Annotated in this window: 21 protein-coding genes and 1 tRNA gene; 9 read left to right on the top strand and 13 right to left on the bottom strand. The window is 53.8% G+C overall.

Annotated features, from left to right (window positions below):
- Window positions 1-40: 40 nt before the first annotated feature.
- On the top strand, window positions 41-268 hold the full coding sequence (locus AB8996_RS06200) for a hypothetical protein (protein ID WP_369298105.1): 228 nt from the start codon (window positions 41-43) through the stop codon (window positions 266-268).
- 67 nt (window positions 269-335) lie between these two features.
- On the opposite strand, the gene trmB is transcribed toward AB8996_RS06200, so the two are convergent.
- Window positions 336-986, bottom strand: a complete 651-nt coding sequence (gene trmB / locus AB8996_RS06195; protein ID WP_369298104.1) for a tRNA (guanosine(46)-N7)-methyltransferase TrmB — start codon at window positions 984-986, stop codon at window positions 336-338.
- Between the two features lie 135 nt (window positions 987-1,121).
- On the opposite strand from trmB, the gene AB8996_RS06190 reads away from it, so the two are divergent.
- Window positions 1,122-1,979 (top strand): patatin family protein, encoded by an 858-nt coding sequence (locus tag AB8996_RS06190; RefSeq protein ID WP_369298103.1) that lies wholly within the window; start codon window positions 1,122-1,124, stop codon window positions 1,977-1,979.
- Window positions 1,980-1,985: 6 nt separating this feature from the next.
- A complete protein-coding gene (locus tag AB8996_RS06185; protein WP_369298102.1) occupies window positions 1,986-2,468 on the top strand; it encodes an AAA family ATPase in 483 nt (160 codons plus the stop codon).
- Between the two features lie 44 nt (window positions 2,469-2,512).
- On the opposite strand, the gene AB8996_RS06180 is transcribed toward AB8996_RS06185, so the two are convergent.
- From AB8996_RS06180 to AB8996_RS06150, 7 genes are all read right to left on the bottom strand, one after another.
- Entirely contained in the window at window positions 2,513-2,719 is a 207-nt protein-coding gene (locus tag AB8996_RS06180) for a hypothetical protein (protein WP_369298101.1), read from the bottom strand.
- Window positions 2,720-2,884: 165 nt separating this feature from the next.
- Window positions 2,885-4,096 (bottom strand): aspartate kinase, encoded by a 1,212-nt coding sequence (locus tag AB8996_RS06175; RefSeq protein WP_369298100.1) that lies wholly within the window; start codon window positions 4,094-4,096, stop codon window positions 2,885-2,887.
- 76 nt (window positions 4,097-4,172) lie between these two features.
- Window positions 4,173-4,721, bottom strand: coding sequence for a dihydrofolate reductase family protein (locus AB8996_RS06170; protein ID WP_369298099.1), 549 nt, complete (start codon window positions 4,719-4,721; stop codon window positions 4,173-4,175).
- Between the two features lie 14 nt (window positions 4,722-4,735).
- Window positions 4,736-5,632 carry a homoserine kinase gene (gene thrB / locus AB8996_RS06165; protein ID WP_369298098.1) on the bottom strand — a complete coding sequence of 299 codons (897 nt, stop codon included), beginning with the start codon at window positions 5,630-5,632 and terminating at the stop codon, window positions 4,736-4,738.
- 32 nt (window positions 5,633-5,664) lie between these two features.
- Window positions 5,665-6,912, bottom strand: a complete 1,248-nt coding sequence (locus tag AB8996_RS06160; RefSeq protein WP_369298097.1) for a homoserine dehydrogenase — start codon at window positions 6,910-6,912, stop codon at window positions 5,665-5,667.
- A gap of 73 nt (window positions 6,913-6,985) precedes the next feature.
- A complete protein-coding gene (locus AB8996_RS06155; RefSeq protein ID WP_369298096.1) occupies window positions 6,986-7,426 on the bottom strand; it encodes an ACT domain-containing protein in 441 nt (146 codons plus the stop codon).
- 172 nt (window positions 7,427-7,598) lie between these two features.
- Window positions 7,599-10,124, bottom strand: a complete 2,526-nt coding sequence (locus tag AB8996_RS06150; RefSeq protein WP_369298095.1) for a transglycosylase domain-containing protein — start codon at window positions 10,122-10,124, stop codon at window positions 7,599-7,601.
- A 173-nt stretch (window positions 10,125-10,297) separates the two neighbouring features.
- Here AB8996_RS06150 and AB8996_RS06145 point away from each other — a divergent pair, with 173 nt between their 5' ends.
- Window positions 10,298-10,771, top strand: coding sequence for a BofC C-terminal domain-containing protein (locus tag AB8996_RS06145; RefSeq protein ID WP_369298094.1), 474 nt, complete (start codon window positions 10,298-10,300; stop codon window positions 10,769-10,771).
- Window positions 10,772-10,938: 167 nt separating this feature from the next.
- On the opposite strand, the gene AB8996_RS06140 is transcribed toward AB8996_RS06145, so the two are convergent.
- Both AB8996_RS06140 and AB8996_RS06135 read right to left on the bottom strand, forming a co-directional pair.
- Window positions 10,939-11,445 carry a 2'-5' RNA ligase family protein gene (locus AB8996_RS06140; protein WP_369298093.1) on the bottom strand — a complete coding sequence of 169 codons (507 nt, stop codon included), beginning with the start codon at window positions 11,443-11,445 and terminating at the stop codon, window positions 10,939-10,941.
- Window positions 11,446-11,570: 125 nt separating this feature from the next.
- Window positions 11,571-11,646, bottom strand: a tRNA-Thr gene (locus AB8996_RS06135).
- Window positions 11,647-11,822: 176 nt separating this feature from the next.
- On the opposite strand from AB8996_RS06135, the gene AB8996_RS06130 reads away from it, so the two are divergent.
- Window positions 11,823-12,833: a DnaD domain protein gene (locus AB8996_RS06130; protein WP_369298092.1), complete on the top strand. Its 1,011-nt coding sequence runs from the start codon at window positions 11,823-11,825 to the stop codon at window positions 12,831-12,833.
- On the top strand, window positions 12,834-13,823 hold the full coding sequence (locus tag AB8996_RS06125; RefSeq protein ID WP_369298091.1) for an ATP-binding protein: 990 nt from the start codon (window positions 12,834-12,836) through the stop codon (window positions 13,821-13,823).
- Between the two features lie 59 nt (window positions 13,824-13,882).
- Here AB8996_RS06125 and AB8996_RS06120 read toward each other — a convergent pair whose 3' ends face one another.
- The 3 genes from AB8996_RS06120 to AB8996_RS06110 all read right to left on the bottom strand — a co-directional run bounded on the left by AB8996_RS06120 (window position 13,883) and on the right by AB8996_RS06110 (window position 17,540).
- The gene (locus AB8996_RS06120) at window positions 13,883-15,259 is read right to left on the bottom strand and encodes a hypothetical protein (RefSeq protein ID WP_369298090.1); all 1,377 of its coding nucleotides are present in this window, start codon (window positions 15,257-15,259) and stop codon (window positions 13,883-13,885) included.
- A 465-nt stretch (window positions 15,260-15,724) separates the two neighbouring features.
- Window positions 15,725-17,191 carry a hypothetical protein gene (locus AB8996_RS06115; RefSeq protein ID WP_369298089.1) on the bottom strand — a complete coding sequence of 489 codons (1,467 nt, stop codon included), beginning with the start codon at window positions 17,189-17,191 and terminating at the stop codon, window positions 15,725-15,727.
- A 133-nt stretch (window positions 17,192-17,324) separates the two neighbouring features.
- Window positions 17,325-17,540 carry a hypothetical protein gene (locus AB8996_RS06110; RefSeq protein ID WP_369298088.1) on the bottom strand — a complete coding sequence of 72 codons (216 nt, stop codon included), beginning with the start codon at window positions 17,538-17,540 and terminating at the stop codon, window positions 17,325-17,327.
- A 459-nt stretch (window positions 17,541-17,999) separates the two neighbouring features.
- Here AB8996_RS06110 and AB8996_RS06105 point away from each other — a divergent pair, with 459 nt between their 5' ends.
- The 3 genes from AB8996_RS06105 to AB8996_RS06095 are packed head-to-tail and all read left to right on the top strand — an operon-like array spanning window position 18,000 to window position 20,244.
- Window positions 18,000-18,785, top strand: coding sequence for a threonine/serine exporter ThrE family protein (locus AB8996_RS06105; RefSeq protein WP_369298087.1), 786 nt, complete (start codon window positions 18,000-18,002; stop codon window positions 18,783-18,785).
- Window positions 18,782-19,261 carry a threonine/serine exporter family protein gene (locus tag AB8996_RS06100; RefSeq protein ID WP_369298086.1) on the top strand — a complete coding sequence of 160 codons (480 nt, stop codon included), beginning with the start codon at window positions 18,782-18,784 and terminating at the stop codon, window positions 19,259-19,261. Before AB8996_RS06105 ends, AB8996_RS06100 begins: the two co-directional genes overlap by 4 nt.
- Window positions 19,262-19,281: 20 nt before the next feature.
- A complete protein-coding gene (locus AB8996_RS06095; RefSeq protein WP_369298227.1) occupies window positions 19,282-20,244 on the top strand; it encodes an RluA family pseudouridine synthase in 963 nt (320 codons plus the stop codon).
- The last annotated feature ends 38 nt before the right edge of the window (window positions 20,245-20,282 follow it).

The raw sequence follows: 20,282 nt of genomic DNA, 5'->3' as shown, positions 1-20,282 counted from the left end.
CGCTGAGAAAATATATTCATGGATATTTTCAGGAGAGCATATGTTTGGAAAGAAAAAACGGAAAAAGCTGTTCGGAAGCAATGTGGCCCTGAGCTGCGAATACTGCCTGCACAATGGCGGGAAAAGCGGGGAACCGCCAATCTGCACGCTGCGCCTGGCGCTGAAAAACGGCAAATGCAAAAAGTATGAGTACGACCCCCTGCGGCGGGAGCCCCAGACAGCGCCGCCTCTGCGGGGCGCGTACGACGAGGAAGATTTTAAGCTGTAATATAAGGAACCGTATAAAAAAGCAGCGGCTTTGTCCCGCTGCTTTTTTGCTATTTGTGCTTTTCATATCATGCTTTCCTTGCCCGAAGGGCTTTTGTTTTGATCCCCTGATTGGAAAACATGATCTCGTGCTCGGTCAGGATATTTTCCGCGTCCTGTTCGGCGTGAAGGTCCTGCGTGTCGAAAAAAATGATGAAGCCCGCTTCGGCAAAATACCGCTTTGTGGCAAGGTACAGGTCGTCGTTGTCGGTTTTGAACCAGATCTCCCCGGTGTCGCTGAGCAGGGTCTTGTAGGCTTCCAGCTGGCGGGTATGGGTCAGGCGGCGCTTCTGGTGCCCGGCTGAGGGCCAGGGGTTGCAGAAATTGATATAAAGCCGCTCTACCCTGTCCTCCGGCGCGAAAAGCTCCGGCAGCCGCTCAATATTGTAATAGCATAGCAGGACGTTGTCCGGCTCCTCCTCGCCGAAAGCGGACTGGATATTCCTGCGCCCCACCCCGAGGATATCGTAGCTCAGGTCGATCCCCACGAAATTTACTTCCCGCTGCCCCGCGGCAAGCTCCGCCAAAAAGACGCATTTGCCGCAGCCCAGGTCAAGGTGGATCGGGCGGTGGGCGCCAAACTGTTCCTGCCAATGCCCTCGAAGCGCTTTCGGGTCGGCAATGTAATAAGGGCAGGCAGAAAGCTCCGGCTTTGCCCACGCCTTTTTTCGCATTCTCATATGCTTCTCCCCTGCTTTTCAAACGGAATGAAGCTATTTTATCAGCTTTTTCCCGTGAAATCAAGACTTGCGAAAGATGGGATTTTCCTGTAAAATAAACGTGTAGTCAGTTTTCTGTTTTCAGGAGGTTTTTCCGTGAAAAAAAGAGCGATCGTGCTGGAAGGCGGCTCCCTGCGCTGTATGTTTTCCGCCGGAGCAATGGATATTTTCATGAAGGAAGGGTTCACTGCCGACGGGCTGTTTGGCGTGTCCGCCGGAGCGCTGACAGGCGTAAATATCGTGTCGGGTCAGCCGGGCAGGACGGCAAAGGTGAATTTGGACTATGTGAACGATAAGCGCTACCTGGGGCTGCGGAACCTGCTGCTGCACAGGAGCATTTTCAATTTTGACTTTTTGTTTGGCGAGGTCTGCGACACCCTGGTGCCGCTGGATCGGGAAGCCTTTCACAGCTCCCCGATGGAGTACACCGCCGTGGCGACCAGCTGCCTGACAGGCGCCCCCATGTACTATGAAAAGAGCCGCTGCGAGGACATCTACCCCGCTATCCGTGCCAGCGCCAGCCTGCCGCTGCTTGCGCCCATGGTGCTGGTGGAGGGCACGCCTTGCCTGGACGGCGGGGTCTCCGTTTCCATTCCCTATCAAAAGGCGATAGACGAGGGATATGAAAAAATCCTGGTGGTCACCACCAGAGAGCACGGCTATCAAAAGCAGCCCGTCCCCCATACCGCCGCAAAGCTGTACGCCCACCATTATCGGAAGTACCCGGAGCTGGTGCGGTCTATTTTGAATACGCCCCGGCGCTACAACAAAGAGCTGATCGAGCTGGACCGGCTGGAGGCGGAGAAAAGAGTATTTGTGATCCGCCCGCCCAAGCCGGTGACGGTTTCCCGGACGGAAAAGGATTTGGAAAAGCTGCAGGCGCTGTATGACGAGGGTGCGGAGACCTTCCGCAAGCTTCAGGAAGCGTTTGCCGCCTATTGGGAGGAAGAATAAGGCAATATGGCAAAAGTCTACTGTATCTGCGGCAAGCTTTGCTGCGGGAAAAGCACCTATGCGAAAAAACTCAGCGAGGAAACGCGCGCCCCGATCCTCTCCTGCGACGACCTGACCCTCGCCATATTTGACGAACAGCTGGGCGACAGCCATGAACGGGTGACCCAAAAAGCCCAGGCTTATCTGTACCAGATGGCGGTACAGCTTGCGGAGCTGGGCATTTCAGTCATTCTGGAATGGGGCTTTTGGACAAGGGAAAGCCGGCTTGCGGCAAATAAATTTTTCCAAGAAAAAGGCATTCCCGTGGAATGGCACTATGTGGAGGTCTCGGAAGAAATGTGGCGGCGCAACATCGCCAAGCGGAACGCCTCCGGCGCCGCCGGCTCCTACTATGTTGACGAAAGGCTTACGGAAAAATGCAGCAGCTTATTTGAAGCGCCCCAGCCGGAGGAAATAGATATTTGGTATCGGAACGAACTGAAAAAATAACGGGACAAGGGACATTTCCTCGGAGGAAGAAATGTCCCTTGTTTTTAGCTTTTGAGCTTCAGCTCATCGACAAGATGGTGCAGGTCGGAAGCGCTGTGTATCTCGTCCTGATGATACTCCAGCGCTTCCCTCACCTCTTCCGGCAGTTCCCGGAAGTCCTTGTCCGCGTTCCAGTCCAAAAACGGCAGCATTCCCATGGGCATACTGTTCGGCGTGCCGATGGGCAGCCCGCCCCAATAATAAGGAAACAAAAAATCACCCCCAGCTTAGTTTGACCGCCAAAGGGTGATTTAGCCGCTTTTTGCACGCTGGAAAATCTGACAGATTTTTCAGGTTGACAAATTTTTTATAATGAACGCTGCGCCGGCACTCAAAGCTCCAGCAAGCATACGAAGCTCTAGCGAGCATACGAAGCTCTAGCGAGCTTCAAAGAATTTATCGTGGATCGCTTCCACGGCGCGCTCGCCGTCCGCCTTATTGATCAGGACGGAAATTTTGATCTCGCTGGTGGAGATCATCTGAATATTCACATTGCGGCTGAACAGCGCTTCAAACATTTCTGCCGCCACGCCGGGGTGCGTTTCCATGCCGGCGCCCACGATGGAGACCTTGGACACATTATCGTCCGACACGATGCCCGAAGCGCCCCATGTTTCCTCGTAGGACTTCAGCAGCTCAATGGTCTCCTCCATCTTATTCTTCTCCACGGTAAAGCTGATATCCTTGGTGCCGTTTCTGCCGATGGACTGCAAAATGATGTCCACGTTGATCCCCTTGGAAGCAAGCTTGGAAAAAATCTTAAACGCAAGCCCGGGTCTGTCCGGTACACCGATAATTGAAATTCTGGCGATATTGTCGTCCTTTGCCACACCGCTGATAAGCATTTTCTCCACGTTGCTCGTCTCCTTTACAATGGTGCCCTTTTCCCGCGTCAGGCTGGAAAGCACCTCTAATTCAATGTTGTATTTTTTTGCCATTTCTACGGAACGGTTATGCAGCACCTGCGCGCCCAAAGTCGCCAGCTCCAGCATTTCATCGTAGGAAATGCTGGAAAGCTTCACCGCGCCGGGAATCTTCCGGGGGTCGGCGGTGTAGACGCCGTCCACATCGGTATAGATCTGGCACAGGTCCGCGTGCATGGTGGCAGCGATCGCCACGGCGCTGGTGTCCGAACCGCCCCTGCCCAGGGTGGTCATATCGCCATAGCGGTTCACGCCCTGAAAGCCCGTGACCACCACGATGCGCCGCTTGTCAAGCTCCTTGCGGATACGGGAAGCGTCCACCTTTTTGATACGGGCGTTGCCGTAATCTGAGGAGGTGTCAAAGCCCGCCTGCCAGCCCAGCAGAGAAACCACGGGATACCCCATCTTCTCGATTGCCATAGCCAGCAGAGCGGCGGAAATCTGCTCACCCGCGGACAGCAGCATATCCATTTCCCGCTTGGACGCACGGTCATTGATCTCCTCCGCTTTTGCGATGAGGTCGTCGGTGGTATCGCCCTGGGCGGAGACCACGACCACCACGTCGTTGTCCTGCCGGTAGGCGGTGGTGACGATATCCGCCACATTGTTGATGCGCTCGGCGTCCCTCACGGAGGTGCCGCCGAACTTCTGCACGATCAGTGCCATATGTTATCTGCTCCTTCCAAGCAATCTATCTCAATTTCCCGGATCACACCCCGGAAAACAGGAAAGCAAAAAATTATCAGCACCCTGCTTTTCTGCGCTCATACAGGATATCCAGCATGCCGTCGCATTGGCAGGTCTCCACAAGGCGCAGCTTTTTCTCCGCGCCGCCGTTTTCAAACAGCCGGATGCCGCTTCCCAGCAGGGTGGGGATCACGGTGAGGTAGTAACGGTCGATCAGGTCCGCCCGGACAAGCTGCTGCACGATAGACGCGCCGCCGCAGACCCAGACGGTCTTCCCCGGCTCCTGCCGCAGGCTGCGGATCAAATCGCAGGGGCTTTGGGGTGTAAAAAATATTTTTTCCTCTTCTACATTGGGAAGGGTTCTATGCGTGATGACATAGGTGGTGAGACCGTGGTACACCCAGGCGCCGGGAGACAGCTTCGTGACGATCTGCCGATAGGTATTCCACCCCATCACTACGGTGTCCACATTCTGGATAAAGCGGGAATAGCTGTCGCTTTCCGCCGCTTCCTCCCCCTGCCCCTCCAGCCAGCCCACACCGCCGGAGGGATCCGCGATGAAGCCGTCCACGCTGGCGGCAATGAAAAGCTCTACAGTCCTCATGCCTGTTCCCCGCGCTATTCTATCACGATCTGCGCGCCGTGGGGGTCGGCGCTCAGAAGCTCCACCCGCCAGTCGGCAATGCCCTTTTCTTCCAGATGGGCGACACAGTTTTTTACAAATTCTTCGGAATGGTCGGTTTCCACCATGGCAATGATGGTGGGTCCCGCACCGCTGACATAGGTGCCGAGGGACCCCAGCTCATAGCTCATGCGGAACACATTGTCGTAATTTTCGATCAAGCCGGAGCGGTAGGGCTGGTGTATCCTGTCCTGTACCGCCACTCTCAGATTATGCAGCTCCCCTGAGAAGAGGGACGCCGTCATCAGCCCGGAACGGGACAGATTGTACACCGCGTCTTCCCTGGAATACTCTTTCGGCAGGGCGGCTCTCGCCTGCTCTGTTTTCAGCTCAAAGGGCGGGATCATCACGGCAAAGCGTATCTTATCGCTGACAGGCACGCTGACGCTGTACACCCGCTCCCCCTCCATGGCGGAGGCGACCAGACCCCCGGAAAGCGCCGGGCTGGTATTGTCCGGGTGCCCTTCAATTTTTGCCGCAAGATGGATCAAATCCTGCTGGGAAAGGGGGTTGCCCATAAAGCGGTTCGCGCCCAAAATCCCGGCGACGATACAGGCGGAGCTGCTGCCCAGCCCCCGCGCCAGCGGAATGTTGTTTTCCTGCACGATCTTCAGCCCCGGCAGCTTTTTACCGCAAATTTCGTAAAGATGGCTTGCCGCCCAGAAAATCAGGTTGCTGCTGTCTGTGGGGACCTTTACGTCGTCGACGCAGGTGATCTCCAGAGAATCCGATTCCTCCATCCACACCCGGTTTTTCATGGTGAGGGCAATGCCCAGCGAATCAAAGCCGGAGCCAAGATTGGCGCTGGTGGCGGGAACGTCAATGCGAATCATAGGACGGCGCCTTCCTTTCAGCTAAATTCTTCTCAATAATCGGACAGCTTGATGCGGTTCTCCACCGTTACGCCCAGCTGTTCCAGCCTGCGCAGGGGCTCTTCCAGCTCCCGGGGGGTCATGCCGGACACAGTGAAACCGATCTCGCCGGGTTCTTCGTCCTTACGGATCAGGCGCACAAGGCTGGGGAACACGGTTTCCGCCTGATGGAAGACGGAATCGGAATCCCCCCCGCCCCGCACCCGCAGGAACACGTCCTGGGGAACGTCTTCAAAGGGAGTGACATAGTCCGGCTTCGCGTCCTCCCAGAACAGATATTTTCTGGCTTTGAAGTGTTTTACACAGTCGATCACGTCTGCCACCACGGCGCTGGCGGTGGGCAGCTTGCCAGCGCCCTTGCCGTAGAACACCACGTCTCCCGTGGCGTCCCCCCGCACCAGAATGCCGTTAAAAACATCGTCCACGTTGGAGAGCTGGCTTTCACTGCTGACAAACATGGGCGCTACCATAATATGTATTTTTCCGTTTTCCAGCAGCTTTACTTCGCCGATGAGCTTAATGACGCCGCCCCAGGCCCTGGCATAGCCCACGTCGGAAAGGGTGATCTTCGTGATCCCCTCGGTGTGGACGCTTTCCGGGTACACATGGGTGCCAAATGCCAGAGAAGCCAGAATACAGATTTTCCGGCAGGCGTCCGCGCCCTCCACATCGGCGGAGGGGTCGCGCTCCGCATAGCCCAGCTGCTGGGCAAGCTGCAGGGCTTCCCCGAAGCCCATGCCGTCCCGGATCATTTTTGTCAGGATAAAATTGGTGGTCCCGTTCAAAATGCCCGCGATCTCGCTGACCTCATTCGCCGCCAGGCACTGGCTGATAGGGCGGATAATGGGAATGCCGCCGCCGACGCTGGCTTCAAACAGGAAATTCAGGTTATTTTTCTGGGCGATGGAGAGCAGCTCCGCTCCCTTTGCCGCCACCAGCTCTTTATTGGAGGTGACCACACTTTTCCCGTGCTCCAAGCAGGCTTTTACATAGGGATAGGCAAATTGTAAGCCGCCCATGGTCTCCACCACGATTTTTACCTCGGGGTCGTTCAAGATGGTGGTAAAATCCTTAATAAATTTATCATGGTAGGGCAAATCGGGGAAATCGCGCAGATCCAAAATATATTTGACGTGGATCTCCTCCTTGGCGCGGCGGGCAATGCTGTCCTTATGCTCGGTCAGTACCTCCAGTACGCCGGAACCCACTACGCCGTGCCCCATCACTGCAATTTCTGCCATAGCGAATACTTTCCTTTCCTGAAAGATAAAAGCTTATTTTCCCGCTTTTCCCAGCGGAATGCATGATAGCTTTCTATCTGTCCAAAATGCTGTCGATCTTTATTACGCCGTCTACCAGCTTCAGGCTTTCCATCAGCTCATCGGCGGTGATGCCCATGTGGGCGATACGCGCCGAAACGGACACGAAGGCTCTGCCCATCACGGGAATATTCTGGTTCACCGTCAAAATATTTGCCCCTGCCCGGTAAAAGACCGTGAGCAGGCTCACCAGCACCCCGGCGCGGTCGGTCAGCACCGCCTGCACGGTCAAAATCCCTGCCGGGTTCTGCCTGGTGTACGGAAACACAGAGCCGCGATATTTGTAATAGACGCTGCGGGATATCCCCGCCATGCGGACCGCTTCGGAGGTGCTGGACGCCTCTCCGCTTTCCAGCAGAGTGTTGGCGTACACCACCTTTTGATAGACCTCCGGCAGCGCTTCGCTGTTTACCACCAAATAAGAATCCTTTTCCATTGTCCACCTGCAAAATACGATTGTCTTGTTGCAGTGAACAGTTTACCACAGTTCCCTGAAAAAATCAAGACGCTGGGAAGCAAAAAATTGCCAAAAAAATTGCCGAAAAGAGCGCGCCCTTTCCGGCAATTTTTAGAAATTCAGTTTAAGCCCCTTCTGCGTTTCCGGGCGGCTAACCCACGGGAGTCCAGAAATCACCGGGATTGTCCGGGGTGGAGGATTCGTCCGGCGGAGGCTCCAGCGACGGGGTGGGCACCGGCGTTGGGGTCGGCGAATCTATGGGACCGGGCGGCGGCTCGATGGTCGGTCCGTCGGTAGGTCCGGGTGAGAAGGAAGGAGTCACGTCCGGCGTTGTGGAGGGCGAGGGAGACGGAGAAGGACTGGGTGATGGCGATGGGGACGGGCTGGGCGAGGGCGACGGAGAGGGAGACATGGTGTTTTTCCCGGAAATATGGTCCGTGCCGCCGTTGCAGGTGCCCGGCACCTTTTCCTGATCGTACCAGCCCGTGGCGGTATCAAAGCAGTTCGTTCCCGCCAGCTTGCCGCTGTCACGGCAGAAGCGGCGCTCTACCACATTGTCGCTGAGCACCCAATTCTTGCCGGACCAGTCGTAATTTGCCAGAAGGTGTTCAATGACAGCCTTCCAGGTATCCTTGGCTATGCCGGTATCTCCCAGCTCATCGGGGTACTCATAGCCGTTCCAGATGCCCGCCACACAGAATTTGGTAGCGCCGATGAACCACAGGTCGTAGCCGTCGTCGGTGGTGCCGGTTTTGCCGATGATCTCCGCGTCGATATCGGACATCCAGCCCACTGCGGTGCCTTCGGGATTGTAGATGGGTCCGTGGAGAAGCTTATTCATGATGGTGGCGTTTTCCTCGCTGGTCACGCGCTCGCCGGGGTTCACCTCCGGGCGGTTGTCCAGGATCACGTTGCCCTCATGGTCTTTTACATAATAGTAGGTGATGGGCTTGTGATAAATGCCGCCGTTGGCGAATATCTGATAGCCTGCCACCATATCCCGGACGGTCACGCCGTATTCCTGCCCGCCCAGGGACATACCGATATTGTGGGAATCCTCCTCTGTCAGCGTGGTGAAATGGAGCTTGTTCACCAGCCAGTCATAGCACGTTTCGGGGGAAAGCTCCTTTGCCAGCCATGCCGCCGGGGCGTTCTGGGACACCTCGATGGCCTTGTCCACATTCATGGTGCCCCGATAGTGGCGGTCAAAGTTCTGGGGACCCTCAGTCGGATCGCCCTCGCCGAAATAATTGGGAATGGGCTTATCCTGGAGCACTGTGCCATAGCTTATCACGCCCTCATTCAAGCCCACGATATAGGGGCTGAGGGGCTTGATGGAGGAGCCGGACTGCCGCCCGGTGCCGCCGGCGCCGGTGGCGTTGTTCCGCAGGCGGGTACCCTTTCTCTCTCCCCGGTTGCCGATCACGCCCATGACCCTGCCGGTATAGGGGTCCATCATAAAGAAACCCAGCTCGATTGCCTGATCCTCCGGCAGCATTTCCTGATTGGTCAAAAAGTAATTTTCCAGATCGGTCTGAAGCTTCAGGTCCATTGCGCCGTGGATCTCCAGACCCGCGTTGTACATCATGCTTTCGGCAGTGTCATAGGAATACCCTTTGGCGACCAGGTCCTGCACGATGTCCTCGAACATCACGTCGATATACCAGTTCCACTTTTCCGTGTCCTGCTTTTCCTCATCGGCTGCGCTGGTATCCTCTGCCTCCGCGCCGACAAAGTCCATGGTTTCCAGCTCCTTCAGCGCGTCGTTATACTCGCTTCTGGTGATGGGGGCGGTCAAGCCGGAAACCAGCTCGCCTTCCTCGGACAGCTCTATCATACGCTTCAGCACGACCTTTGCCCTGTCCTTGGAATCCTCCGGGAAGATCATGGGGTTGAACTGATAGGGGTTCTGGGTGATCCCGGCGATCAGGGCGCACTCCGCCAGGGAGCAGTCCGCGATGGGCTTGTCAAAATAATAGTTTGCGGCCGCTTCCACACCCTGGCACTGCCCGCCGTAGTTGACCACGTTCAGGTAGGCTTCCAGGATTTCTTCCTTGCTGTAGCCCACCCGCTTGGTGCCGTCCGCCATGGTATAGCCGCCCTCCAGATTCAGGGCGGTAAAAATCTCCTTGACCTTTCGGAGAATGCTCACCTGGTTTTCCCCGGTGATATTCTTGATGAGCTGCTGGGTCAGGGTGGAGCCGCCACGACCTTCTCCGCCGCCTACCAGCCGGAGCACAGCGCCCGCCGTCCCCTTCCAGTCCACGCCCTTGTGCTCGGTGAAGCGATGGTCTTCAATGGCGATCTGGGCGGTCTTCATATAAAGGGGGATTTCATCGAGAGCCACCCAAACACGGTTTTCATTGCTGTAAAGCGGCATATATTCGGTGGAGTTCCCGGTTTCGTCGTCCAGATAGATAAAGCTGGAATAGTTGAGCTTCATGGAGGAAATATTGGGCGGCTCCACATTGCGGAAGCTCAGGATAAAGGACATGACCGACAGGAACACCAGCACGCCGCTGATGACCCCTACCCAGAACAGCGTCTTGATGGCTTTCCATACCATGCCCCCCACCGTTTTGGCGGTTGCCCCGGCGGACTTGGAAAATTCGCCCTCCGTCCGCTGGGCGGGAATGCGGTTCACACTGGTGTTATATTTGTTCATGTCTTCACGCATATGGTAACCTTCTTTCTCCACCTGCGGCGGGCTGCCCGGAACACTGCCTGTACAGGTGTTCCCCATATCCCAGCCGCAGCTTTATCATCAATTACAGGAAGCAAGCTTCTCAAATTTTCTCTTATGTTCCTTCTTTTCCTCAAAAAAGCCGCCTACGGCATAACAGGCAAAAAATGGCACATACTAAGCCGGAGGTGATCTTTATGATGGAAAGAAGAAGCTCCCGAACGTACAAAAAATACACCATGCTCCTGCTCATCGTCGCGGTGACCGCTCTGGTGATCTGCACCGCCGCTTTCGCTTTGAAACGGGACACTGTTTTGCCGGCAGACGCTGCCGTACAGCCCCGGGAGAGCTCCGAGCAGGTGTACAATAGTCATTATAGCCCAAAGCCAGCCGCAAGTCAAGAAAATGGAAATACCGGCATTTCTTCCACCCCGGCAAAAACAGATACAAAGGAAAGCGAATATCTGGTTTCGGTATCCGACGGTAAGATCGCCGTCTTTCGGAAAGGCGGATTGACGCCGGTGCTTCTGACGGAGATAGACATTGCCCAATTGCCGGAGGAAGATATTTCTCTCTTGAAGCAGGGCATTGCCGCCCGGACCCTTTCCGAAGCGAAAACGATTTTGGAAGACTACGAATAGCGGCACAAAGCAATTCTGCTGCAATGAGATAGAAAAAGACCATGCTTAGTTTCTCCTGAAAGCCGCATTTTAACAGAGAAGCAGCGGAGAATTGCTTTTTCGCATCGGATCGGAGCCATAGAAAGGGCGCGCCGCAGTATTGCGGCGCGCCCTTTTGGTGGAAAAATTTATTTTTGCAGTGGGAACTCCGCAATGAGCTTCTTGGGAAAAAATTCATAGACGCCTAAACTGTGAACCACGGCAGTCATGGGTGAAAAGTTCTCTGCAACGATGGGGAGCGCGGCACAGATATGCTCGGGGCTGTCTATCAGCAGGGTGGCATGAGCGATCCAGTTGTGTACGCCGTCAAGAGTGGCTGCGGGGTCAATGCTCCGGCAGAGGGAAAGCAACTGGTTGTTCATTGCCGGGGTCAGGAACAGCACCTTCTGCCCGAACAGCCCGATATGGTTCAGCCCAATGGGAAACGCCTTTGTCCGGGCGGCAACAGCTTTGGCACGTTCCAATATCTGCGCGGTTTCCGACAGCTCGAAGCTGCCCAAAGTAAAGTGGTATGGTATCCCCTTTGTCTGCTCCCCGGTAAGCCCTGTATTAAGGAGCTTATCATAGATTTTAGCAAGGGCTTCATTGGTGCCGCTGTCAAATTGCGCCAGCACATAGAGACGCGCTTCTGCCATAATTTCTTCCCCGTTTCAAAAGATGTGGTGGAACTTATTTTACAGATCTGCAAAATAAGAAAATCCTGCGGTCGCGACTTGAAGAAGGCTCAGCACAAATATGCTGAGCCTTCTTCGCAGATGCTTGGAGCTACTGATGTGACTCGAACACACGACCTGCTGATTACGAATCAGCTGCTCTACCAACTGAGCTACAGTAGCAAATCCTTCTCACGTGCTTCCCTATTATAGCTAAGGCGCGGAGATTTGTCAATCCTCATTCTGCCCCTTTTCCCGAAATTTCTTTTTTCGGAAACTCTGTCTTTCCCTCAAGGGAATTTTATGCTATACTTTTATCAAAACAAGTGGAAGCTCGCCGGGTAAGGAGATTCAGCGGAATGGAATACAGTTTGGACATTGGCGCGTGGAACACGGTTTTTGCCGTGCCCTGCGCTTTAGTAGACAAGCACATCAAGCTTGCCGGCAAGGAACAGCTGCAAGTCATTTTATGGCTGCTGCGGCACGGGGGCGAAAGCGTTTCCGCCGAGGGGCTGGCAGAAGCGCTGGGGATCAGCCGGGATAGCGTGCTGGACGCGCTGGATTACTGGATAGACCGGGGGTTGGTCGCGGAGAAATTCGGGAAGCTGCTGCCTGTTCCGCAGACTGCGGCTCCGAAAAATCCTGAAGCTATGGCAGCTTCAGAGCCGACAGAGCCGGAAACAGAGCAAAAGCCCGCGCCGGAAGCAAAACCCCTGCCGCCCAAAAAGCGCATGGCAAAGCCGGACGCTTCCTATCTCGCCGCAAGGGCGCGGGAATCGGACGCCATCCGTTCCCTGCTGCAGGAAGCGGAAGCCACGCTGGGGATCCTCTCCCCCGCCATGACCGCCGTGCTGCTCGCCAGCTGTGACGACTACGGGCTGCCTGTCGAGGTCGTGGCCATGCTGCTTCACTACGCCAAGGAAGTGGGCAAAACCGGCACCGCCTACATTGATTCTGTCGCCAGGGACTGGGCGGAAAGCGGCGTTTTCACGCTGGAAGCCGCCGAGGCAAAATTGCAGGAGCTCAGCGAAAAACGGCTTGCCTGGGGGAAGGTCTCCATTGCCGCCGGGCTGCCAAAGCGCTCCCCCTCGAAAAAAGAGGAGGAAGCCGCCTACCGCTGGGTGTATGAGTGGAATTTTCTGCCGGAGCTGCTGTCCGCCGCCTATGAGCGCTGTGTGGACAACACGGGAAAATTCAGCGCCGCTTATATGAACCGCATTTTGGAGCGGTGGTACAAAAAGGGAATCAAAACCATGGAACAGGTAACTGCCGAGGAACAGAGCAGGCAGGAAGAAACGAAAAAGCCTTCCAGCTACGACATCGACGAGGTGGAACGGCTGAGCTTTTTCGATTTGCCGGAGGAATTATAAATGGGATACGGGAAAAAAATTTATGAGGACGCCAGAGCGGAGCTGGAGCGCCGCCGCCAGAACGCGGAGAACGCCGCCGAAGAACGGCTGGAACGCTTTTACCGGCAATGCCCGGAAGCCAGAGACATTCGGGAAGCTATTTCGAGAAACGCCGCCGGAGCGGCAAAGGCGGTGGTACAGGGCGGCGATGTGCGGGCGGAGCTGGAAAAGCTGCACGCCCGAGCCAACGAGCTGAACGATGAATACGACCGTCTGCTGGCACAGGCTGGGCTGACCCGGGAGGACGTCACCCCCCGGTACAGCTGTCCTGTCTGCAAAGACACCGGCTTTGTGGACGGGAAGCTCTGCGAATGCTTCCGGCAGCTGCAAAGAAGCCTTGCCTATGAGAAGCTGAGCATGGACGTGCCCTTGGAAAAATGCACCTTTTCCTCCTTTTCCCTCTCCTACTATCAAAACGACCCGCAGGCATACCGACAGATGGAGAAAATTCTGGAAACCTGCAAGACCTATGCGGAAAAGTTTCGGAAAAGCTCCTCAAGCCTGCTCTTTAAGGGCGGCACTGGTTTGGGCAAGACCCACCTCTCTCTGGCGATTGCCGGAGAGGTCATCGGGAAGGGCTTCGGCGTGATTTACGGCTCCGCTCAAAATTTTGCCGTCGCCCTGGAGAAAGAACGCTTCGACCGCCGGGAGCAGGAGGACGTGGACGACACCCATTCCCAGCTGCTTTCCTGCGATCTGCTGATCCTGGACGACCTGGGGACGGAATTTTCCTCCTCCTATGTCAACGCGGCATTGTACGACATTGTAAACAGCCGTATGCTGGCGGACAAGCCCACCATCATCAGCACCAACCTTTCCATGAAGGAACTGGAAAGCCGCTACAGCGAACGCTTCGCTTCCCGGATCACCGGGTACTACGGCAAGCTGGAATTTTTGGGCAGCGATGTACGCATTGAGGCAAGAAAGCAGAAAAACGCTGCACGGCAGTGATATTTTTTGAGAGAAGCAAAACCAGCGGCAGACGTATTGCCGCTGGTTTTTTATTTGATTCAGCTTTCCGCTAAGATCATCAACATGGTGTCGTAGGCTTTGGAGACGATTTTTTCGATTTCTTCGTCAGATTCCGCTTCCAGACAGGCTTCGTACATCGTTTGCAGCTCCTGATCTAACGTGCCGTAGAACCGGGCGTGGGTCACTTCGTTCCGCAGGGCAGTGTATTCGGAGAAAAGCACACCATCATCAGAGTCGTAAAACCACTGCTGCTGAAAGCTGTGTATCTGATCCTTCATCAAATCATTTCGGACAGGACAGCCACCGCAACCGGTCAACAGAAACGTTTGCATTCCCGTTTCAGGCACATGGAATCCGGGAAACCGCACAGCGGCAGAATCCTTGTGTATCGCGCTCTGAATATCGTCATGGAAAACCAGATCGACGGTACGGAAAGCTTCTTCAGGGTATCTCGTGCTGCGATTGATACAGGCGTAAGCGACAATTGCAGCCGTTACGCCGTTTTCCATATTTGGAACTGCTGCAATTGCTTGGGAATCCTGCGCTGAAATCCCCGGAAACTCACCGAACGAAAGCTTGTCGGAGTGATAGTCCCAATCCCACGAGGAGGCGTCTGCAGCTGTCAGATGAAAAACAGATGCTACACCCTCCAAAGCGGAGTTTTGATTCTCAGAAGAAAGTCTTAGATAATACTGGACGCTTTCCAAAAGCTCATCTTTGGAAAACAGCAGCCTTTCGTCAGAATAATCTGCTAATTCTCCGAAAACATCAGAAAACTGTTGTCGTGCGGCAATAGCACGGGAACGTTCATTCACTATTTCTGAATCACAACTGTCCTGCCGGAAAACGGACACGGGAAAGGTATAAGTGACGGGCAAAACCATCTGCCCTTTCTGCGTACGTCCCGCTTCTACCGCCACGGAATTGCACAGGGAAATATCCAGCCACAAGGAATTCTCCAGATAGCTGTCCAAGGGTAGGAACACACCGTTTTCCATTGCAGCTCGAACGTCTGGAAACAGCGGCTCGTGATTGCGGTAATAATCCCGAAAACCGCCGACATCTGCATTGTCAATGCCGGGCAACCAACAGGAAAGCAGGAACACATCAGGTCCGCCGCCGGACATGATCTCTGTACGCAGGGCAGTCAGGCGTGTGGAGCGCTCAGCATCCTTGACAGGCAGAAACTCAAACTCCACCTGCTCCGACTCCAAGCCAGTCAGATAGTGTACATATTTTGAAAAATCTTTCCTTTCTGACGAGCCATATGGCGTAAGGAGCGGATATGTAGTGTCCCAGTCGCAGAGAATCCACAGCTTCTTTTCCTCTGCTTTTCGGCAGGAGGTAATCGTAAAGGCAAGAAAAGCCAAGCCGAGAAAGAAAACGCCAATTCTGAACTTGAAATTACGATTCATAATCATTTCCCCTCAGAATGTAATAGAAGCCTGCAATATAACAAGAGGAGCACGCCCTCTGTGAAGGTGTGCCCCTGCTTTGCACAAAACCAAATGCTAAATGTCAGATATCTATATCATTAGATAATCCGCACTTCGGGCAGGTATAATAATACCTTGTTTTTCCATTCGCAAGCTTCTTAACGCCCTCAAAAGTACACAGAGTACCGCAACTACGACAATAAATATTGCCAACCGGCGGTCTGCGGAGAATGACGCTTTCAGCAGCACAATCGGCGCAGCCGTCATGGTCGTGGGTCTGAGCGGCGGCGGGCAGGGCGAAGATCGCCGGAACAGGAGCGTTTTTTATTGAAACAGATACAACAAAATTTTATTTACCGAAAATTCACAACACATTTCTTATTTAGTATTATAAGAAGCAATCTGAAATTTGTCAAGTAAACAACTTCACATCTACTATCCAGCTTAGCTTTCCGCTAAAATCATCAGCATGGTGTCGTAGGCTTTGGAGACGATTTTTTCGATTTCTTCGTCGCTCTCCGCTTCCAGACAGGCTTCGTACATCGTTTGCAGTTCCTGATCTAACGTGCCGTAGAACCGCGCGTGGGTCACCTCGTTCCGCAGGGCAGTGTATTCGGAGAAGACTTCGACGTTTTCGCCGAATACACCGGGCGCATTTTTGGAAATTCTCGCTTGAAAAAAGGGCAAATCTCCCGTCCCCAATAAATCGCCTCTTGCCGGGACTCCAAAGCAGGAGCAAAGGGTAAACAGTTGATAGCTGTATGGGTCTCCCTTTTCACTTTCATTCATACCCCAGCCAGTTAGAGTGGGAGTGCTCAACATCATATCTAACGCCTGAAAAGCGCTTTCTGTATGCTTTGAATTGCGGTTTACCGCAGCATACGCCGTAATATCTGCCGTTACCCCGCCCTTTTCATTCTGTAGGGCGAAAAGGCTTTGCCGACCATTATTTTTCGCCCAGCGGTGGTCATAATGGTTTCTGTCCCATTCAACCGTATCCCGGTAATGCAGGGAACGTATCGACAAAAAGCCGCCAAAGCTGTCTGCCGGAAACGGAATGGGAGCATTGTTAAATTCATGGGCAAAATTGATTCCCGGGTTCAATTCCCCGGTATTCGTATCAGGAGATACAAATACATTCGTGTTTGACAATGTATCTATCAGTTCCATGTCTGTGGAAGCCAGCGCCGATTTTACCCTCTGAAGCAGCTCTGATTTTGAAAAAGCAAGGCTCCCCTCTTTCACCATGGATTCAAAAGAATCGCTGAACCTGTGCCACGCCCCTGCCGTGTAGGCATTTCTTACAGCGGGGTTTTCATTGGAAATCCCGCTTTCCCAATTTTCCGGCAGCTGCTTCGGAACAAACGATTCTAAACAAGTAGCAACGGGAAAGGTAAAAGTGATGGGAAGTATCATTTGCCCTTCCTCAGTTTTTCCGGCTTCCAACACTGCCGGAAAAATCAATGAAGTGTCGACAGCGTCATTGTCCTTCAAATAGTCATCCAACGGGAGAAACAGCTTGGATTCCATCGCGGTTTCAGGATTTGCAAAAAGCATTTCCCGCTCATACGGCGCAGGAAATTGAACGTTCCAAATAGAGCTTCCCCTTGCCCCGCCGGGTGGGTCGGAAACCACCAGAAAGATATCAGGTCCACCACCCGCCATGATCTCCGTGCGCAGTGCTTGTATTCTGACCTCGCGCTCTGCCTTGTCTTCCGGAAGAAATTCATATTCAACGTCTTCCGTAACGCCCATATACTTTTTCAAATAATTTTTCAAATGGGCGCTGTCCTCACCCTTGACGTCGTCATACGTTGCGAATAATCCCAGTACATTCAGTTTTACGGGCAGGTCTACTAAAATGTGAAGCTTTTGCTCCGCATATTCTTTTTTGCCACAAGAGGAAAACACAAAAAGTATTCCGAATACAAGAAAAAGAGCGCACATTCTTTTCAACATAAGTATCAATCCATTCCAAAAAGGAGGAAGCAGGATTTTTCATGACCAGAAAAATCCTGCTCCTGTCTATGATTTTTTGCTGGGGTCAAGCATAGAAGAAATGACCGTTAGAACATCTATAGCCCTTTCCTTCCTTGACGCTTGGGGCACTGCAATATGGACATTGCGGTGACACTATGCGCGGCTGGATGCTCGTGCTCTCGCAGCACCCGTCATGGTCGTGGGTTTCTGCGGCGGCGGGCAGGGCGAAGATCGCCAGAGCCAGCGCCAGCACCAGAAGCAGAGACAGTGCTTTTTTCATGTTTTCATCTCCTTTCCTCATTAAATTTTTTGGGTGAATGAATTCATTTCACACGCAGGGAGATACCATCATAAACATTGCTTCCCTGCGCATTTCAAGAAGCAGGAGTTACACGCTGATATGCAGTGCATAAAAATGACGTTATCTCTCTGTGATTTCCATTTTAATACAATGCTCTTTTCTTGTCAATACCACACTGCATATTTTTTGCAGAAAAACAGCGAGATCAATTTTATTTCCTTTTCTGATTCACTTATCAAGGTGCAAAAAAATTTTTTCCAAGTTACAGTTATGATTCCTAAACAACTTATTTTTTATTATATCACATCTGGAAAAGTTATGCAACATAAATTATCCATATTTTTCCACAAGATTTTGCGGATTTTATTGGCTGGATATTGACAAGGCGCTGGGCTTCGATTATCCTATCAAAGGATACGAAAGAGAAGAGGTTAGGCTATGAGCGACACAGGCAATACCGACAGCATTTTGGAGCTTTCTTTCCAGATGGGCGAAACCCTGCTGGAAAACGGCGCAGAAATTTCCCGGGTGCAGGAAACGATGGAGCGCGTGGCGAAGGCTTACCATGCCGAGGAATTTAACGTATACGTGCTGACCAACGCCGTGTTTGCCGGCGGGGTGGAAAACGGCGTGGAAAAGCGAATGGAGCTGAAGCACGTACCGTCCAGCAGTATCCATTTCGGGCGTATTTGCGCCGTGAACCAGCTTTCCCGGGAAATTGCCGAGGGCAAGCATACGGTCGGCGAGGCAATGGAGATTTTAGAAAAGGTGCGGGCGCTGCCCTATTCCTCCCTCCCCCTTTCCATTTTTGCCTGCGCCGTGGGCAGCGCGGCGTTCAGCTTCCTGTTCGGCGGCAGCGGCTGGGACGCCCTGACCGCCTTCTGCTGCGGGCTGGTGCTGGAGCCGTTTTTACACTGGACCGGGAAACGGAAATTCTCCAAATTTTTGACGAACCTTTCCGCCAGCGCCCTTGTCACGCTGTGCGGGGCTCTGCTGCTGCTTTGCGGGCTGGGACAGAATCTGGACAAAATCATCATCGGCTCCATTATCCGCCTGGTGCCCGGCGTGGCGCTGACCACCTCTATCCGTGATTTCTTCAACGGGGATTACCTCAGCGGCACCATTCGCATGATAGACGCCGTGCTTGTTGGCGGCTGCATTGCCGTGGGCGTGGGCGTTGTGACGCGGCTGTTGTCGCCGCTTTTGGGAGGTATGCTGCTATGATAGATTTTCCGCTTTTGGCAAACTGGCTGTTCCAAACCCTGGTCGCCTTTGTGGCTACCATTGCTTTTGCCATTATTTTTCACACGCCCTCCAAGGAATACCTGCTGACAGGCATTACCGGCGGCGTTGGCTGGCTGGTATATCTCATTTCCATGCACTTCGGCTGCGGCACGGTGGCGGCGTCTTTCTTCGCCACGGTAGCGCTGGCGTGGCTGTCGAGAATTTTCTCCTTTGCCCACAAAGCCCCTGTCACGGTATACCTGATCTGCGGCATTTTTCCGCTGGTGCCCGGCGCGGGGATCTATTACACAGGCTACCATTTCTTTATGAGCGACAATTCCCTGGCGCTGAGCAAGGGGCTGGAAACCATTAAAATCGCCATCGCCATCGCGCTGGGGATCGGCATTGTGCTGTCGCTGCCCCGGTTCCTGTTCACGTTCCGCAAGGCGCCGAAGGTCACACAGCAAAAGCCCTGAGAGGAGGCAAGGAAATGCCTTTGAGAAAGGTCACCATTGCCAAAAATGACGAGGGACAGCGGCTGGATAAGTTTCTGACGAAAGCCTACCCCAACCTGCCCCAGTCTGTTTTATACAAGTGCATTCGCACGAAGGACGTGAAATTAAACGGCAAGCGCTGCCAGATCTCCGACCGTCTGCGGGAGGGCGACGTGCTGTCCCTGTACTGGCAGGAGGAATTTTTCCAGAAGGAGGAGCGGGCATACGATTTCCTGAAAGCCCCCTCCGCCCTGTCCGTACTGTATGAGGACGAAAATATACTGCTGCTGGACAAGAAGCCGGGGCTGATCGTCCACCCGGACGAAAACTATCATTTTGATTCCCTTATTGCCCGGGTGCAGCACTACCTGTATGACAAGGGCGAGTACCGCCCGGAGGAAGAAAACGCCTTTGCCCCCGCGCTGATAAACCGCATTGACCGAAACACCGGCGGCATTGTAATGGCGGCAAAAAACGCTGAAGCGCTGCGCATTATGAACCAGAAGGTGAAGGACCGGGAGCTTCAGAAACTGTACCTCTGCGTGATATGCGGGCAGCTTGCGGAAAAGGAGGGCACCCTCACCGGGTATCTGGAAAAAAATGAAGCCCAGAACCGGGTCTATATTTCCCACAGACCCTCGGAGGGCGCAAAAAGCATTCGCACCCGTTACCGCGTGCTGGAGGAACGGCGGGATTTCTCGCTGCTGGAGGTGGAGCTTCTCACCGGGCGCACCCATCAGATCCGGGCGCATTTTGCTTCTATCGGTCACCCGCTTGCCGGGGACGGCAAATACGGCAAAAACACGCTGAACAAGCGCTCCGGCTTCCCCTATCAGGCGCTGTATTCCTACAAGCTGTGCTTTACCTTTACCACCGACGCGGGCATTTTGGACGGCTTGAACGGGAAAGAATTTACCGCCGGACAGATCTGGTTCCTGCCGGAATTCCGACAGTTCCCAAAATAAAATCCGCCGCAGGCCGGCTTTTGTTGAACAGCCCCCAA

The organism is uncultured Neglectibacter sp. (genome assembly GCA_937958185.1).
Lineage (GTDB): Bacteria > Bacillota > Clostridia > Oscillospirales > Acutalibacteraceae > Acutalibacter.
This window is presented reverse-complemented; position numbering and strand designations above follow the sequence as displayed.